This window comes from Erwinia sp. MYb416, from assembly GCF_037479575.1.
Lineage (GTDB): Bacteria > Pseudomonadota > Gammaproteobacteria > Enterobacterales > Enterobacteriaceae > Erwinia > Erwinia rhapontici.
On sequence record NZ_JBBGYT010000438.1, the window covers coordinates 415,714 to 431,539 of the forward strand.

Consider the following 15,826-nt stretch of genomic DNA (forward strand, 5'->3'; position numbering starts at 1 on the left):
TTTCGGAGTAAATATTGTCATTACGGCTCGCAAAAAAACGGGCGAGGCATGCCTCACCCCTACGATATACCGCGATGCTGTATCGGGCGAGGCATGCCTCACCCCTACGATATACCGCGATGCTGTATCGGGCGAGGCATGCCTCACCCCTACGATATACCGCGATGCTGTATCGGGCGAGGCGTGCCTCACCCCTACGCTATGCTGCGATGTTGTCTCGGGCGAGGCGTGCGTTAAGCCGCAATAATCTGTAGGGGTCGGCCCCCCCCCCCCCGGCCGGATGTTGTTGATGATTTTTGTAGGGGTCAGGCATGCCTGACCCGTTTTATCCCGCGATCGACGCCTCTTCTAACAACCACCGCCGAAACAACTCAATCTCAGCTTCTTCTTTACGGGCGGTTTTGACCATCATCCATGTCGCGCGATCCACCTCTGCAAACCCCAGCGGAGCAATCAAAGACCCGTCACGTATCTCTTTTTTGACCAGAATCTGCGGGGTCATAATAATTCCCATTCCGTTACGTGCCGCCTGAATCGCCAGCGTCAGATTATCGAAATGACGTCCCGCCCAAAAATCGCCTCTTGCCCCGGTTTTCTTTGCCCACTCCGCCCAGGCATGCAGTTTGGTATCGGCATGTAGCAGTGGCAGAGTGGAAAAATCTGTCTCGTAGGTAAAGCGATGACTGAACTTCGGGGCGCATACCGGACCAATATAGTCGACGGTAATCAGCGTGGCGGTAATATCCTCCTGCAACGGCTGCTCGTGGCTGACAATCAGCACATCGGTATGCTCGCTGCGCACCCGCTCAATATCAACATGGGTCTGAAAGGTGAGGGCAATATCGCTGTGCCGTTCTGAGAAACGACTGATACGCGGGATCAGCCACTGTGCCAGAAAGCTGGGGGCACAGGAGATGGTCAGGCTGTGCAAATTGCGTGCGCGAATTTTCTCACAGGTCAATTCGATCTCGCGAAAGGTCTGTATGCAACACACTTTTAGCCGTTCGCCATCCGGGGTCAACTGCACCCGTCCGTTCACCCGTAAAAATAACGGTTTGCCTAGCCACTCTTCTAACTGTTTGATTTGGTGGCTAACAGCGCTGTGCGTCACGTTTAGCGATTGCGCCGCCAGGCTGAAGCTTTGATGCTGTGCTGCCTGATGAAAGTAGCGCAGGGCACGCAGTGAAGGAAGGCCAGACATAATCATACCTTGTTAGAAAAAATAACAAGGAGTGTCTGTTTATATCATTTTCAAGTCCAGCATAATTTCCCTACTCTGGCTTCCAGGTCGGGGTGCTGTCCTGTCAGCCACCAGCAAACGCCCCCTTCTGGTTTCTCTCGTTACACAGCCGTATTTTCCCCTTGTCAGCCCACGATTACATTCATCATCAATGCGAAGGAAAGGAAAATGACAAATCAGCATTCTGTAAAAACACAGCTCGTCATGTTTACCGGCGGTCGTGATAGCACCCTGGCAGCGTGTTATCTGATGTTACAGGGTATCCCTGTACACCTCTGGTCAGGAAACAGCGGATGTTCACTGCATCGTGGCATTTTGTCGCACCGTGTTGATGAATTGAAAAGCCGGTTTGGCGACTTAGTCGTCGCCCATACCATTGCCGATATCAGCGGTGCTTTCCGTTCAATTGCGATTGAACACCTGGAAAGTGACATTCTGAAATATCGTAAAAACCTGGTGCTGCTGGGAGAGAAACTGGCAATCCATGCCCATCTGGTCGATTTCTGCCACCGCAACGACATTAACACCATTAATGATGGCATCACCCATTATCAGATGGAATTCCCGGAGCAGCGTCAGGTCGCGAAAACCTTCCTGATGGAGATGATGGCGCAGTACGACATCAACTACCAGTCGCCGATTTATGAGTTTGCTCAGTCAGCGGATGACGTGAAATACCGCCTGCTGCAGCTGGGTATTTCGACCAAATCGCTGGAAGGGATCAGCATTTTCGCCGACAGCTTCTCGACGCCGAATGATGATGTGATCCTCGCTTATCTGCATGACAAAGCGCCACTGGCACACAACATCGTTCGTTTCCTGTCAGGTGAAACCCTGATGACGCCTGTGCTGAAAACCAGCGCTGCTGCCTGAATCTGAACGTCAGAGGTGGCGTAGCCTGCGGGTTACGTCACCCGGAGTCTGAGATGAAAATAATCGTTAAATGCGCGGCCATTATTATTTATCAGCGTTCGCTGTTATTGACCCGTAAACGCGGCACCGAGATTTTTATCTCCCCCGGCGGTAAGCCACATGCGGGAGAAGACCATCTGAGTTGCCTGAAGCGTGAGCTTCAGGAAGAGCTGGGTGTGCAGATTAAAGGCTTCCGGCCTTTTGGCCTGTTTCATGGTCAGGCCGAATTTGAAGCCATGGCGATAGAGAACCATGTCTACCACGTTGAAATCGACGGGCAGCCGCGCGCAGGCAACGAAATCGAAGAGATTGCCTGGGTGAATTATCGCAGGCCCCCCTGTGAAATCGCGGTTGGATCGATCTTCCGTGACAACGTTATGCCACTGCTTTTCCAGCAAGAGTTGATAAATTAATGGACGCATCCTCACTTTCCCCTCAGTTACAGCAGATCCATGGCGATCGGTTTTATAAGCGAGTTTCTATGCTGAAAGATGAACTCCGGGAAGAGTTAACCCGCATATATCAGCTGCAAGAGTACGATCTGTTTTTTGTTCAGTCGGTTCGCGTTGGACTGGTGATCTTATCGCATCTGTTTCATAAGCAGGAAACCACGCTGTGCCTGGCCAAACATGCGCACTATCAGCCCATCACTGAGCTGTTTAGCCCTCCGGCCTCACATTTTACCGAGCCTGGCAGCGTGCGTATCATTACTCACGTCAATCCGTATACCGGTGAACTCAACAGTCTAAAAAACAGTAAAGGTAAAGGCGTAGTGGATGCCTCGCACAGTTTTGCCACCAACCGCCACGGTGAGCTGATTGCGGACAGTTCCATTTTTGTCGCCCCTCTCCATAAACATGCCTCGTTAACCATCGGTCTGGCGATTATTGCCCTGCGTCCCGAGGACTTTAGTACCCTGATGCGCAGTGAGTTGCGTTTGTTTGAAGAGTCCACCTCGTCGGCAAAACCACTGGAAGAAGCACTGCAAAACATCCGTAGCACCCAATGGCAGCCGTATAACGTGGCGCAGGTTGGGCCTGTGCAGCTGAACGATGTCGCAGGTATGGATTTCACCTCAATCAGTGCACCGGATTTGCCCTTTAGCTGTTTCCCGGTACCTGCGCTCAGCGAGAGTCTGCAACAGCAGGTGAAAGCAGCAGGGGCCAGCTATTTCCCTCATGCCAAAACCCTGCGTTTGTCGTGCTGGGTAAGGGGTGACGGCAGTGAGCCTGTCGATATGACGGAACAGGTAGAAAACAAACTGAGCACCCTGTGGGAGGCAAAATGAAAAGTACCTTTGCCGTGAATGGCAATATGATTGGCATCATGGGCGGTGTGATTCTCAGTACGGATTCGGTGTTTATCCGCATGATGGGCATTGAAAATTCCTGGCTGATTGTGGCCCTGCGCGGCCTTTGCATGTGGGGTGTCTGCCTGCTGATGTGGGCCTTTTGGCGCCAGAGCCGCTCCACTCTTGGCACGCCGTGGCTGACCAAAGACAATGTGCTGTCGGCGCTGTTTTTTTGCATCGCTTCCGCCTGCTTCGTTAATGCACTGAACCGGGGCAATGTGGCCACGGTACTGGTGATTATCTCTTCAACGCCGTTTATTTCGGCCCTGATTACCCGGCTGTTCTTCAAAGTGGCTATCGATCGCAGCGTGATGCTGGCATCACTGGCGGGCATTGTTGGCGTGGTGATTGTGATGTCAGGCCGTGGTCTGGGCCATAATGGCATCGCCAATGTTTATGCGCTGGGCACGGCAGTCTCTATGGCACTGGCGTTTATCTTTACCTCACGCGTTAGTGGTGGCTCGGCGGGTTTACCGTCATTGGGGGCGGTGCTGGCATCGGTGTTGATTGTGCTGTGGCCGGACTCAAACATGGTCGATAGTCTGAAAGTGTTGTCGGCTGCGCAATATGGGTGGGTGATCGCGGAAGGGGCGTTAATTATGCCGCTGGCGATGGGGTTAATCACGTTATCCACGCGTTTTGTCTCTCCGGCCAATGCCGGGCTGTTTTTACTGCTTGAAACTGCGCTGGCGCCATTGTGGATGTTTCTATTTATGGACGAAATCCCAACAATTCAGGCAGTTATTGGTGGTGCGATTATTATCGTTGCGGTGATTTCTCAAACGCTGTATGCCCGCCGACAGGTATCGCTACAACGTTACGCGGATGCAGGATAACCGCGCCCTTCCTTGTGGATAGCGGGCCAAAATGGTATGTTCTTGCCCTCAGATAAAGTGATCAATTAAGCGATTCGCAAGGGGATTTACGCAATGCGTATTATTCTGCTCGGAGCTCCGGGTGCAGGTAAAGGGACTCAGGCTCAGTTCATTATGGAGAAATACGGTATTCCGCAGATCTCTACGGGTGACATGCTACGCGCCGCTGTTAAAGCGGGCTCGGAGTTGGGTCAGAAAGCCAAACAGATTATGGACGACGGTAAACTGGTGACTGACGAACTGGTTATCGCGCTGGTCAAAGAGCGTATTGCTCAGGAAGACTGCCGTAATGGTTTCCTGCTGGATGGCTTCCCGCGCACCATTCCTCAGGCTGATGCCATGAAGGAAGCGGGCATTAAAGTTGACAACGTGCTGGAATTCGCCGTCCCTGACGAACTGATCGTTGATCGCATCGTCGGTCGCCGTGTCCATGCGCCGTCTGGTCGTGTCTACCACGTCACCTACAATCCGCCAAAAGTGGAAGGTAAAGACGATGTGACCGGTGAAGAACTGACCATCCGTAAAGATGACCAGGAAGCGACCGTACGTAAACGTCTGGTGGAATACCATGAGATGACGGCTCCGCTGATTGCTTACTACAGCAAAGAAGCGGCCGAAGGTAACACGGCTTACCACAAGATCGACGGCACCCGTAAAGTGGCTGAAGTTAGCGCAGAGCTGGCCAAAATCCTCGGTTAGTGCTTTTTGAGCCAGGGATAACCTGGCTCAATGACAGCAATTGGTTTATCCCCCGCTTTTTTCCGCTAGAATAAGTCTCGTTTTCATCTCCGACGATGCCGTAAAAAGGAATAACAATGAGGCAAGATAAGCTTGGCGTATTACTGGTTAACTTAGGCACACCTGATGCCCCAACGACACCTGCCGTAAAACGTTATCTTAAACAGTTCCTTAGCGATAGACGAGTGGTCGATACCCCGCGCTGGTTGTGGTGGCCGATCCTGAATATTGGCATTCTGCCGCTGCGCTCTCCGCGAGTAGCAAAACTGTATGCTTCCGTCTGGATGGACGAAGGTTCTCCGCTGATGGTTTACAGTCAGCGTCAGAAAGCAGCGCTGGCCGCGCGGTTGGATATGCCGGTGGAGCTGGGGATGAGCTATGGCAATCCGAGCCTGAAAAGTGCTATCGATAGTCTGATGCAGCAAGGGGTGAATCGCCTTATTGTCCTTCCGCTCTATCCGCAGTTCTCCTGTTCGACCGTCGCGGCGGTATGGGATGGTATTACCGACGTGTTCGCCGGTTACCGCAGCCTGCCAACCGTGCAGTTTATCCGTGATTATGCGGAACATCCGGCCTATATTGCTGCCTTGAAAGCCTCGGTAGAACGCTCTTTTGCCCAGCACGGCAAGCCTGACCTGCTGGTCACCTCGTTCCACGGTATCCCGCAACGCTTCGCCGATGAAGGTGATGATTATCCCGAGCGTTGCTATGACACCTTTAACGCGCTTACGGCCTCACTGGGGCTGGGCAGCAGCGAAGCGATGCTGACGTTCCAGTCACGTTTTGGACGTGAGCCGTGGCTGATGCCTTATACCGATGAAACCATGAAATCCCTGCCCGCCAAAGGCGTGAAGCATGTGCAGATTATGAGCCCGGGCTTTTCATCTGACTGCCTGGAGACGCTGGAGGAGATTAACGGTGAGAACCGTGAGATCTTCCTCCATGCGGGGGGGACGCGTTTTGAATACATTCCGGCGCTGAATGATGATGAAGCTCATATCACCATGATGCTGGAGCTGGTCAACCAGTACCGCTAAAACAGGGGAGGCCATGTCCTCCTCTGTGATCGTCACAGAGCGCAATTGTGCTATGATTGCGCTCTGAGCCCCTTCTGTAGCCTGCAATGATGAAATTACCCGGTAAACGTAAATCCAAACATTATTTCCCCGTCAGTGCGCGTGATCCCTTACTACAGCCGGTTCAACCGGAAAACGATGCGGCCAACAGCTGGATTGTCGGTATTGATCAGATTCTCGTCGATATTGAAGCCAAAGTGGATGATGGCTTTGTGGCGCGTTATGGCCTGAGCCTTGGGCATTCGCTGGTGATTGAGGATGATGTGGCCGAGGCGCTGTATGCCGAGCTGGTTGATAATAACCTGATCACCCATCAGTTTGCCGGTGGCACAATTGGCAATACGCTGCACAACTATTCGGTACTGGCGGATGACCGCTCGGTGCTTCTGGGCGTGATGTGTAATAACGTGCAGATTGGCGGTTACGCTTACCGTTATCTGTGTAATACCTCCAGCCGAACCGATTTGAACTATTTGCAGGGTGTGGACGGGGCGATCGGCCGTTGTTTCACGCTTATCGGCGATAACGGTGAGCGTACCTTCGCCATCAGCCCGGGGATGATGAACCAGTTGCGCCCACAAAGCATTCCCGAAGAGGTGATTGCCGGAGCATCTGCACTGGTGCTGACCTCTTATCTGGTGCGCTGCAAGCCTGGCGAGCCGATGCCGGAAGCGACCATGCAGGCCATCCACTGGGCAAAGAAACATAACGTCCCGGTGGTGCTGACGTTGGGAACCAAGTATGTGATTGCCGATAATCCGCAGTTCTGGCGTGATTTCCTGCGTGATCATGTCTCTGTGGTGGCCATGAATGAAGATGAAGCTTTCGAGCTGACCGGTGAACGCGATCCGTTGCAGGCGGCGAATAGTGCCCTCGACTGGGTGGATCTGGTGCTGTGTACTGCCGGACCAAACGGCCTGTATATGGCGGCCTTTACTGAGGAATCTGGTAAGCGTACCACGCAGCATCCGCTGTTGCCGGGGGCGATCCCGGAGTTTAACCAGTATGAGTTCAGCCGCGCCATGCGCCATCAGGACTGCACCCAGCCGCTGCGTATTTTTTCCCATATCGCACCTTATATGGGCGGGCCGGAAAAGATCATGAATACCAATGGTGCCGGGGATGGCGCACTGGCGGCGCTGCTGCACGATATTACCGCCAACAACTTCCACCGTTCGAATGTGCCGAACTCCAGCAAGCATGGACGGAGTTACCTCACCTACTCCTCGCTGGCACAGGTATGTAAATACGCTAACCGGGTAAGCTATCAGGTGCTGAACCAGCATGCACCGCGCTTAACCCGTGGGTTGCCGGAGCGGGAAGACAGTCTGGAAGAGTCATACTGGGAACGATAGGGCAGGGAAAAACCAAACGGCTGAAAACGCATTTCGTCGGGTGCCAATCATCGGCAGGGGGCGACCGGAAAAAAGGGTCGCACCCGACAATACTCTGTAGGGGCCGATCTTCTACATCGATCGGCCCGTAGTATTTAAATAGGGCATTCCGCCGGGGTTTCTACCGGGCTCAACAGCAGCAAATTCAGCATACTGTTGGCAATTTCCCGCTCGCCCATCACCACACGGTCTGCGCCACGCTCCATAATATAATCCACCTCGTCGTCATAATGCGCACGGGCGATAATCTCAATATTCGGGCGCGTTTCGCGAGCAGCAATGACAATCTCTCCGGCTTCATAACCGTTAGGAATGGTCAGCAACAGCCAGCGTGCACAGTCCAGACGCGCCAGCTCCATAATATCGCCACGCGCGGCATTGCCCAGTACCGCTTTGATCCCTTGCTCACGCAACGCCTCGACGCGTGGACGGCTGTTCTCCACTACCACAATCGGAATACCGGCTTCCATCAGGCGGCTGCCCAGCAGGCTGCCTACGCGACCAAAACCGACAATCACCGCGTGATTGCACAAATCCACCGGGATCTGCTTCTCTTCTTCGATGGCTTCTTCCATCGTCTGTTCTTCAATGGTCTCAGTCTTTTTCAGGTAGCGTTCCAGCAGCACAAACAGAATCGGATTCAGCATAATCGACAGAATTGCCCCTGCCAGCACCAGATTGCGCCCGCTGTCCGGCAGCAGATTCAGGGAGATACCCAGGCCGGCAAGAATAAAGGCGAATTCACCGATCTGCGCCAGGCTGACGGAGATGGTCAGCGCGGTGCGCTTGGAGTGACCGAACAGCATCACCAGGAACAGCGCCACTAATGACTTGCCTAAGACGATAATCGCCAGCGCACCCAGCACCGCCAGTGGCTGCTGGATCAGGATCATTGGGTCAAACAACATGCCAACGGACACGAAGAACAGCACGGCGAAAGCATCACGCAGCGGCAACGTATCGTGCGCGGCCCGGTGGCTCAGCTCCGATTCGTTCAGCACCATACCGGCAAAGAAAGCCCCAAGTGCAAAGGAGACATCAAAGAACTCGACGGCACCGAAGGCAATACCCAGCGCCAGCGCCAGCACGGAAAGAGTGAACAGTTCGCGTGAACCGGTCGCAGCACTGCGCGCAAGGATCCACGGCACCACGCGTTTTCCCACCACCATCATCAGCACCATAAACGCCGCCACCTTGCCGATGGTAATCAGCAGGTCGAACAGCACCATCGTGACGCTGGCTTTACCTTCTTCAAACAGCCCGGCAATCGCAGGCAGCAGCACCAGTGCCAGCACCATCATTAGGTCTTCCACGATCAGCCAGCCGATAGCAATCTGCCCGCGCTGACTGTCAATTAACTGTCGCTCTTCCAACGCACGCAGCAGCACCACGGTACTGGCGGTTGAAAGGCAGAGTCCGAATACCAGACCCGTCATCATTGGCCACCCCAGTGCCCACGACAGCCCCATGCCTAACAGTGTGGCAGCGGCGATTTGTGCAATGGCACCCGGGATGGCGATGGACTTTACAGCCATCAGATCTTTCAGGGAGAAGTGCAGACCCACACCGAACATCAGCAGGATCACACCCAGTTCGGCCAGTTCCGGTGCCAGATTGGTATCAGCAACAAAACCTGGGGTAAAGGGCCCGGCGAGCACGCCAGCTAACAGATAACCGACAAGAGGAGAGATGCGCAGGCGATTAGCCAGCATACCGAAGAGGAAGGCCAGAACTAAGCCTCCTACAATGGTGGTGATAAGCGGGGTGGTGTGGTGCATGCCTGTCTCCTTTTGTGTGCATACTCAAGAGACTTCAAGTTGTAACGACGTTGGCAGTGCCGGCTCACAGGACTGACTATGCTCCAGGAGACCCGCAGGCTTGCCGTTTTTCAGCAACTTAAATTATCCAGAGTGTAAATGTGTCCAGTTGTAAGTTTTCAGTGTATGGCATATTACAGGATGACGCTTGTCATTATTGGTTATAACGGCAAAAAATCTGAATCATTGAGAGAAAGTTCGCACAGAGTGCGATTTTAGACAGTTATCAGTGTGCAGGTCAGACGTTACAAGCCGGTGACCCGGTGCCAATTGCATTGATTCGCACCGGGATGGGACTATTTATGTCGGTTATCAGGCAGGAAAGCCGTCAGAATTCCAAGAAGTGGCAGATAAGCGCAGATTTGATAGACCAGTTCAATGCCCTGATGATCGGCGACCACACCCAATACGGCGGCACCCAGCCCACCCATGCCAAAGGAAAAACCGAAAAATAGCCCGGAAACCATACCGATACGGCCCGGCATCAATTCCTGGGCGTAGACCATAATGGCGTAAAACGCCGACGCCAGTACAAAGCCAATCACGACTGACAGCGCACCGGTCCACCACAAGTTGGCATAAGGTAACATCAACGTGAAGGGGGCAACGCCAAGAATAGACACCCAAATCACTCTTTTTCGACCGATTTTATCGCCAATCGGGCCGCCAATGACCGTGCCCGCCGCGACGGCAAACAGGAAGATAAACAGATGTAGCTGGGCATTCTGCACGGAAAGCCCGAATTTATGCATCAGATAGAAGGTGTAGTAGCTGCTCAGGCTGGTGAGATAGAAATATTTTGAGAAAACCAGCACCAGCAAAATCGTGATGGCAAAGGCCACCTGACGACGAGGCAGCAGGCTCACTGCCGGGGCAGTCTGACTTTTGGCAACGCGGTTCTGGTTCTGATACCAGCGGCTAATCTGCAACAGTACGACAATCCCCAGCAGGGCGGCCAGCGAGAACCAGGCGACATTACCGCGACCATAAGGGGCGATAATCAATGCAGCCAGCAGCGGCCCAAGAGAACTGCCAAAGTTACCGCCTACCTGAAACAGTGACTGTGCAAGCCCATGGCGTCCACCGGAGGCCATTCTTGCCACGCGCGAAGATTCTGGATGGAACACCGAGGAGCCAGTGCCAACCAGCGCTGCTGCCACCAGGATCATCGGGAAAGTACTGGCCATCGACAGCAGCACCAGCCCACAAAGGGTGAATCCCATACCCACAGGCAACGACCAGGGTTGCGGGTGTTTATCGGTAAAGTGGCCAATCAGTGGCTGTAGCAGCGAGGCTGTCATCTGATAGGTCAGGGTGATCATACCGATCTGCACAAAACTCAGCGAAAAGTCTTCGCGTAACAGAGGATAAATCGCCAGAATCAACGACTGAATCATATCATTAAGCAAATGGGCAACGCTGATCGCGCCAAGTATGCCAAATGAGGTACGCCGGACCGGCGTCTTTGAAGAGGAAAGGGTGTGTTCGCTTGCCATTAAGTTAACCTGTCATTGTCTTGTGTTTTTATAGGGTGCAGAAAGCCCTTAGCTTGCTAATAACATAAGGTACAGTAATTATCTTTTAGCGTTAAGCCTGCGGCATAATCATACCCGTCAAATATTTTGGGTATCAGCCATTCATTTTCTGTTGTCAGAGTTGTTCAACAAGGAGGGTCACAGTGCCATTATTGAAAAGAAGTTTCGCCAGCGTTCTGACGGTGGCGTTATTAAGCACCCCATTGATGGCCCAGGCGTGGGTGAAAGACCGGACTTATAAGTTCACGGTGCTTCACACCAACGATCATCACGGGCGTTTCTGGAATAACGAACAGGGCGAATATGGCCTGGCGGCGCAAAAAACCATGATGGACCAGATCCGTTATGACGTGCAGGCGCACGGCGGTGCTGTCCTGATCCTCTCGGGCGGTGACATTAATACCGGCGTGCCGGAATCTGATTTGCAGGACGCGGAACCCGATTTTCGCGGGATGAATCTGATTGGCTATGACGCAATGGCGATTGGAAACCATGAGTTCGATAATCCGCTCTCCGTGCTGCGTCAGCAGCAGAAATGGGCTAAATTCCCGCTGCTCTCCGCCAATATTTATCAGAAAAGCACCGGAAAGCGGCTGTTCCAGCCTTACGCCCTGTTTAACCGTATGGGGCTGAAAATTGCCGTTATTGGCCTCACCACCGACGATACGGCGAAAATCGGCAACCCGGAAAACTTTACCGACATCCTGTTCCATAAACCGGCAACCGAAGCAAAAGCGGTGGTCGAACAGCTGCGGGCGAAAGAGAAGCCCGATGTGATTATCGCGGCCACACATATGGGCCATTACGACAACGGTCATCACGGATCGAATGCGCCGGGTGATGTGGAAATGGCGCGTGAACTGCCAGCCGGTTACCTCGATATGATCGTGGGAGGGCACTCGCAGGATCCGGTGTGCATGGCGAAAGAGAATGTGAAGCAGGCTGACTATGTGCCCGGAACACCCTGTACGCCCGATCGCCAGAACGGTACCTGGATTGTCCAGGCTCACGAGTGGGGGAAATACATCGGCCGTGCGGACTTCACCTTCCTGAACGGCAAGCTGACGCTGGATCACTATGAGCTGGTGCCGATTAACCTGAAGCATAAAGTGAAGAATGCTGACGGCAGCACCACCTGGGTCAATTACACCCCCGAGATCGCGAAAAACCCGGCCATGCAAAAACTGCTGACTCCGTTCCAGAAAAAGGGTGAGGCGCAACTGGGCGTGAAAATCGGCAGTGTTAACGGACGGCTGGAGGGCGATCGCAGCAAAGTGCGTTTTGTGCAGACCAGCATGGCGCGTCTGATTCTGGAAGGACAGATCGAACGGACCAAAGCTGACTTTGCCATCATGAGCGGCGGCGGTGTGCGTGACTCGATTGAGGGCGGTGCCATCACTTATAAAGATGTCCTGAAAGTGCAGCCTTTTGGTAATACGCTGGTGTATGTCGATATGAAAGGCAGCGAAGTTGAGAAGTATCTCGCAGTAGTGGCCAATAAACAGGTTGATTCAGGTGCCTATGCACAGTTTGCGCGCGTCAGCCTGACGGCAGACGGCACCGGCGTCAGTAACATCCTCATCAACGGTAAACCGCTGGAAGCGGATAAAACCTATCGCATGGCCACCCTGAGTTTTAATGCCACGGGTGGTGATGGTTATCCGCTGGTGGATAAGCTGCCTGGCTATGTGAATACCGGTTTTGTGGATGCCGAAGTGCTGAAACAGTACATCCAGAGTCACTCTCCGCTCGATGTGGCAAAGTATCAGCCTGCCGGGGAAATTGTCTATCAGAAAGCAGAAGCTAAAGCAGAAGCGAAATCAGAAGAGAAGGCACCGGAGAAAGCAGCGGAAAGTGAGAAACCGGCAGACCCTAAACAGTGGCGTCCGGCGAAACTGGATACGGCGAAGCAATAACGGTGTTACCCATGGGGTCGACTATTTTTCTGGTCGACCCCAGCAACTTTTCCGATCGACCCCAGCAACAACGCCTGCACAGTGCCATTAACCATGTTTGTTCACTGGCTGTGGCTGGTGTGAATTCACTATGCGCTCACGGACTTTGTCATAGACCCAGTTATACGCCATGGTGTAGGGCAGGAAGAACAGGAAGAAGGCGATTTCAATGATCAACGCCTGCCACAGACTGATACCCAACATCCAGGCTGCCAGTGGCAGACCGATCAGAATAAAGCCGCCCTCAAAGCCCAGTGCATGCAGAATACGTAGGCCGATACCGCGAGTCACTTTTTCGCGCGGCCACAGACGATCAAATCCGGCGTTATAAATCATGTTCCATATCATCGCTACCGTCGACAGCATGATGGCCAGCGCACCCATCTGAAACAGGGGTTTATCCATAATCCACGCGGCTAAAGGTGACACCAGTGCAATCGCCAGCACTTCGAAACCTGCGGCATGGAAAAAACGTTCTTTTAGCGTACGACCAGACATACATCCTCCTTAATTTTCTATGGACGCTATTTTCCACGTTTTATTTGCTAAGATAAAATGACTATCCATCGATAAAAGCGATACATCTTTGCGTTACTCACCGGAATCACTGGAAGCTTTTGTGCAAACCGTGGAAAGCGGATCCTTCTCGGCGGCGGCGCGTGCGCTGCGCAAAAGCCAGTCAACCATCAGTACGGCGATAGCGAATCTTGAAAACGATCTGGGCTTTACACTGTTCAGCCGTGAGCTACGTAACCCGGTATTGACTGAAAACGGGCAGCGTGCGCTGGCGCAGGTCAAAGAGATCCTCAATGCATCAGCAAAATTGGACGAGCTGGCTATTCGGCTTTCCGGCGAAATAGAGCCCTGTCTGCGGCTGGCGATCTCCGATTTCTGGCAGGCTGATTATCATGAGTCACTGCTACAACGCTTTGATAGTCGCTATCCGGATATCGAATTCGAATGCATGATTGCCGAAGATGCCGACGTAATTGATCTGTTAAACAGCCAGCGAGCCCATATCGGCGTGGTGCGGGTGCAGGAGCATTATCCGTCGGACATTTGCGTGAAACGCCTGCAAGTAGAAGCGCAGATGGCGATTTTTCTCCATCAGGATCATCCGCTGGCGCAGCAGGATAAGGTGACTGAGCAGGAGCTGAAAGGGCTGCGCCAGCTTCGGCTAAATACCTGGGTGGAGCGCACGCCTGCGCCGACCGGAAAAGTGTGGCTGGCGCAGTCTTATCTGTTGTTGCTGGAAATGGCTGAACAGGGATTCGGCTGGAGTATTCTGCCGCGCTGGCTGACCCAGCAGTTTGGTCACCAGACACTGCGTGAACTGCCGGTGGACGGCTGGCCGCAGAGTATTCAGGTTGATGTGATCTGGTCACGCCGTACGCCACCCGGCCCTGCAGGGCGCTGGATGATCGATCAGTTGCTGGCCCAGCGCTCTGCGTAAAGCCGCGTTAATCGCCGCGTTTGGCGATATCGGCAAAGCTGGCATTAAGCAGTTGCGCCAGATCCTGCGGCTTCAGTTCAATATCCAGCCCGCGCTTGCCGCCGGAGACGAAGATCGTAGCAAACGGCTGCGCAAGGTGGTCAATCACCGTTGGCAGGCGCTTTTTTTGCCCTAAAGGACTGATGCCGCCAAGTAAATAACCCGTGCTGCGCTGGGCAAACAATGGGTCAGCCATCTCGACCTTTTTCGCTCCCAGCGCTTTGGCGACTTTCTTTAAATCGAGCTGCCCGGCCACCGGCGTCACCGCCACGGCCAGCGTTTTATTATCGCCATTCAGCGCGACCAGCAGGGTTTTATACACCTGATCCGCATCGAGATTCAGCTTGCGTACTGCTTCGTCTCCGAAGTGGGTTTCGCTGCTGTCATGCTCATAAGAATGCAGCGTAAAGGCGACTTTTTGCTTTTCCAGCAGTTTTACCGCAGGTGTCATAGTCACTAACCTTCTGTCGTATTTTCCATGAACGAGTGAACAATTGATGAACAAAAATGCTGGCGAAATATTACGCTTTGAGCGACAATCTTGCCCGCGTCAGCGTAACCGCTGAGACGATAACAAAAATCATAAATATGTCCTTATTGACGGGCCGATAGAGATATCGGCCTTTTTTTTATCGCTGAATCAGCAGACCTGGCAGATTTCCCTCGCCGTAAAGGTGCAGGGCACCCACCGCAACCACATAGCGCCCGGGTGGCAGCTGGCGTAAAAACTGGCACCACTGTTGATTACGCTGATGCATTAACAGGTCATTCAGACTGCTGCTGAACGTGCTGGGCAAGGCCAGTTTTCCGATGCTGCCCGGTGGGGCTTCCAGCCACCAGCTCACCATGGTTTGCAGCAGGCGTGCATTGGTTTGCCAGTGCTGTAGCGTATCTTCGAGTAACGGCAGGCCGTTGTCCGGCAGCGATTTCAGCAGTGCCAGCTGGGTTTCCGGCCCTTCCAGCTCAATCACTTTTTTCTGCCGTTCACGCGCCGCCTGCAGCAGTTGATAGTCGATACCGCAGTCGGCGCGTAGCCCAAGACGTTGCGCCTGTTGCGCCTGAAGCATGAGCGCCACCTGCCAGGCGGGCAGCGTATCGACGCGCTCCGGGTCGATGCTTAACTCTTCACAGCGGCGTTGCAGTTGCGGCCACTGCTCCGCGGAGAGCCGTTCAGCCAGCGGCGGACAACTCTCACTTTCACTGAAGGGGGATGCCCCGCCGGTGATATCCGCTTCAACAATCAGAGCATCGGCCTGCTGTAGCCGTTCATACAGCACCGCTGGCAGGGGCATCATATTGCGGGTACCCATATGAATGCTGCCCACCAGATGCAGATGTCGCTGACCCAACGTGATATCGAGGGCCGGGTAGCGGTAACTTACCGACCACAGCCTGCGCCACAACATCTGAAATCTGTGCAAAAGATTTGCCATCGTTTTCT

15 protein-coding genes are annotated in these 15,826 nt (G+C 53.5%); 9 read left to right on the forward strand and 6 right to left on the reverse strand.

Features of this window, described 5'->3' with window-relative positions; all coding sequences use genetic code 11:
- Nucleotides 1-325: 325 nt before the first annotated feature.
- Nucleotides 326-1,201: a LysR substrate-binding domain-containing protein gene (locus tag WH277_RS11415; protein WP_133845739.1), complete on the reverse strand. Its 876-nt coding sequence runs from the start codon at nucleotides 1,199-1,201 to the stop codon at nucleotides 326-328.
- A gap of 207 nt (nucleotides 1,202-1,408) precedes the next feature.
- Here WH277_RS11415 and WH277_RS11420 point away from each other — a divergent pair, with 207 nt between their 5' ends.
- The 7 genes from WH277_RS11420 (at nucleotide 1,409) to WH277_RS11450 (ending at nucleotide 7,547) form a co-directional block, all read left to right on the forward strand.
- The gene (locus WH277_RS11420) at nucleotides 1,409-2,113 is read left to right on the forward strand and encodes a hypothetical protein (RefSeq protein ID WP_133845738.1); all 705 of its coding nucleotides are present in this window, start codon (nucleotides 1,409-1,411) and stop codon (nucleotides 2,111-2,113) included.
- A gap of 53 nt (nucleotides 2,114-2,166) precedes the next feature.
- The gene (locus WH277_RS11425) at nucleotides 2,167-2,565 is read left to right on the forward strand and encodes an NUDIX hydrolase (protein WP_212815877.1); all 399 of its coding nucleotides are present in this window, start codon (nucleotides 2,167-2,169) and stop codon (nucleotides 2,563-2,565) included.
- Nucleotides 2,565-3,440, forward strand: coding sequence for a DUF6024 family protein (locus WH277_RS11430; RefSeq protein ID WP_133845736.1), 876 nt, complete (start codon nucleotides 2,565-2,567; stop codon nucleotides 3,438-3,440). Before WH277_RS11425 ends, WH277_RS11430 begins: the two co-directional genes overlap by 1 nt.
- A complete protein-coding gene (locus tag WH277_RS11435) occupies nucleotides 3,437-4,339 on the forward strand; it encodes a DMT family transporter (protein ID WP_133845735.1) in 903 nt (300 codons plus the stop codon). Before WH277_RS11430 ends, WH277_RS11435 begins: the two co-directional genes overlap by 4 nt.
- A gap of 93 nt (nucleotides 4,340-4,432) precedes the next feature.
- A complete protein-coding gene (gene adk, locus WH277_RS11440) occupies nucleotides 4,433-5,077 on the forward strand; it encodes an adenylate kinase (RefSeq protein WP_133845734.1) in 645 nt (214 codons plus the stop codon).
- Nucleotides 5,078-5,193: 116 nt separating this feature from the next.
- Complete coding sequence (gene hemH / locus WH277_RS11445; RefSeq protein WP_339505689.1) at nucleotides 5,194-6,153, forward strand: ferrochelatase; 960 nt, start codon at nucleotides 5,194-5,196, stop codon at nucleotides 6,151-6,153.
- A gap of 89 nt (nucleotides 6,154-6,242) precedes the next feature.
- The gene (locus WH277_RS11450) at nucleotides 6,243-7,547 is read left to right on the forward strand and encodes an inosine/guanosine kinase (RefSeq protein ID WP_339506339.1); all 1,305 of its coding nucleotides are present in this window, start codon (nucleotides 6,243-6,245) and stop codon (nucleotides 7,545-7,547) included.
- A 134-nt stretch (nucleotides 7,548-7,681) separates the two neighbouring features.
- On the opposite strand, the gene ybaL is transcribed toward WH277_RS11450, so the two are convergent.
- Together ybaL and WH277_RS11460 are read right to left on the reverse strand one after the other, a co-directional pair.
- Nucleotides 7,682-9,364: a YbaL family putative K(+) efflux transporter gene (ybaL, locus tag WH277_RS11455; protein WP_133845732.1), complete on the reverse strand. Its 1,683-nt coding sequence runs from the start codon at nucleotides 9,362-9,364 to the stop codon at nucleotides 7,682-7,684.
- A gap of 335 nt (nucleotides 9,365-9,699) precedes the next feature.
- The gene (locus WH277_RS11460; RefSeq protein WP_339505690.1) at nucleotides 9,700-10,899 is read right to left on the reverse strand and encodes an MFS transporter; all 1,200 of its coding nucleotides are present in this window, start codon (nucleotides 10,897-10,899) and stop codon (nucleotides 9,700-9,702) included.
- Nucleotides 10,900-11,090: 191 nt separating this feature from the next.
- On the opposite strand from WH277_RS11460, the gene ushA reads away from it, so the two are divergent.
- Nucleotides 11,091-12,854, forward strand: a complete 1,764-nt coding sequence (gene ushA, locus WH277_RS11465; RefSeq protein WP_421504859.1) for a bifunctional UDP-sugar hydrolase/5'-nucleotidase UshA — start codon at nucleotides 11,091-11,093, stop codon at nucleotides 12,852-12,854.
- An 87-nt stretch (nucleotides 12,855-12,941) separates the two neighbouring features.
- Here the strand turns inward: ushA and WH277_RS11470 are convergent, their stop codons facing one another.
- A complete protein-coding gene (locus WH277_RS11470; protein WP_159337503.1) occupies nucleotides 12,942-13,391 on the reverse strand; it encodes a multidrug/biocide efflux PACE transporter in 450 nt (149 codons plus the stop codon).
- 88 nt (nucleotides 13,392-13,479) lie between these two features.
- Here WH277_RS11470 and WH277_RS11475 point away from each other — a divergent pair, with 88 nt between their 5' ends.
- Nucleotides 13,480-14,346, forward strand: coding sequence for a LysR family transcriptional regulator (locus WH277_RS11475; protein WP_133845728.1), 867 nt, complete (start codon nucleotides 13,480-13,482; stop codon nucleotides 14,344-14,346).
- A 7-nt stretch (nucleotides 14,347-14,353) separates the two neighbouring features.
- Here the strand turns inward: WH277_RS11475 and ybaK are convergent, their stop codons facing one another.
- Together ybaK and WH277_RS11485 are read right to left on the reverse strand one after the other, a co-directional pair.
- Nucleotides 14,354-14,836: a Cys-tRNA(Pro)/Cys-tRNA(Cys) deacylase YbaK gene (gene ybaK, locus WH277_RS11480; RefSeq protein ID WP_133845727.1), complete on the reverse strand. Its 483-nt coding sequence runs from the start codon at nucleotides 14,834-14,836 to the stop codon at nucleotides 14,354-14,356.
- Between the two features lie 178 nt (nucleotides 14,837-15,014).
- On the reverse strand, nucleotides 15,015-15,818 hold the full coding sequence (locus tag WH277_RS11485; RefSeq protein ID WP_133845726.1) for a TraB/GumN family protein: 804 nt from the start codon (nucleotides 15,816-15,818) through the stop codon (nucleotides 15,015-15,017).
- Nucleotides 15,819-15,826: the final 8 nt, after the last annotated feature.

Bases quoted from the DNA above. Each gene is read 5' to 3' on its own strand.
- hemH (WP_339505689.1), top strand. From the start codon at position 5,194: ATGAGGCAAGATAAGCTTGGCGTATTACTGGTTAACTTAGGCACACCT.
- WH277_RS11425 (WP_212815877.1), top strand. From the start codon at position 2,167: ATGAAAATAATCGTTAAATGCGCGGCCATTATTATTTATCAGCGTTCG.
- WH277_RS11470 (WP_159337503.1), bottom strand. From the start codon at position 13,391: ATGTCTGGTCGTACGCTAAAAGAACGTTTTTTCCATGCCGCAGGTTTC.
- WH277_RS11450 (WP_339506339.1), top strand. From the start codon at position 6,243: ATGAAATTACCCGGTAAACGTAAATCCAAACATTATTTCCCCGTCAGT.
- WH277_RS11415 (WP_133845739.1), bottom strand. From the start codon at position 1,201: ATGTCTGGCCTTCCTTCACTGCGTGCCCTGCGCTACTTTCATCAGGCA.
- WH277_RS11485 (WP_133845726.1), bottom strand. From the start codon at position 15,818: ATGGCAAATCTTTTGCACAGATTTCAGATGTTGTGGCGCAGGCTGTGG.
- ybaL (WP_133845732.1), bottom strand. From the start codon at position 9,364: ATGCACCACACCACCCCGCTTATCACCACCATTGTAGGAGGCTTAGTT.
- WH277_RS11435 (WP_133845735.1), top strand. From the start codon at position 3,437: ATGAAAAGTACCTTTGCCGTGAATGGCAATATGATTGGCATCATGGGC.
- WH277_RS11460 (WP_339505690.1), bottom strand. From the start codon at position 10,899: ATGGCAAGCGAACACACCCTTTCCTCTTCAAAGACGCCGGTCCGGCGT.
- ybaK (WP_133845727.1), bottom strand. From the start codon at position 14,836: ATGACACCTGCGGTAAAACTGCTGGAAAAGCAAAAAGTCGCCTTTACG.
- adk (WP_133845734.1), top strand. From the start codon at position 4,433: ATGCGTATTATTCTGCTCGGAGCTCCGGGTGCAGGTAAAGGGACTCAG.
- WH277_RS11430 (WP_133845736.1), top strand. From the start codon at position 2,565: ATGGACGCATCCTCACTTTCCCCTCAGTTACAGCAGATCCATGGCGAT.
- WH277_RS11420 (WP_133845738.1), top strand. From the start codon at position 1,409: ATGACAAATCAGCATTCTGTAAAAACACAGCTCGTCATGTTTACCGGC.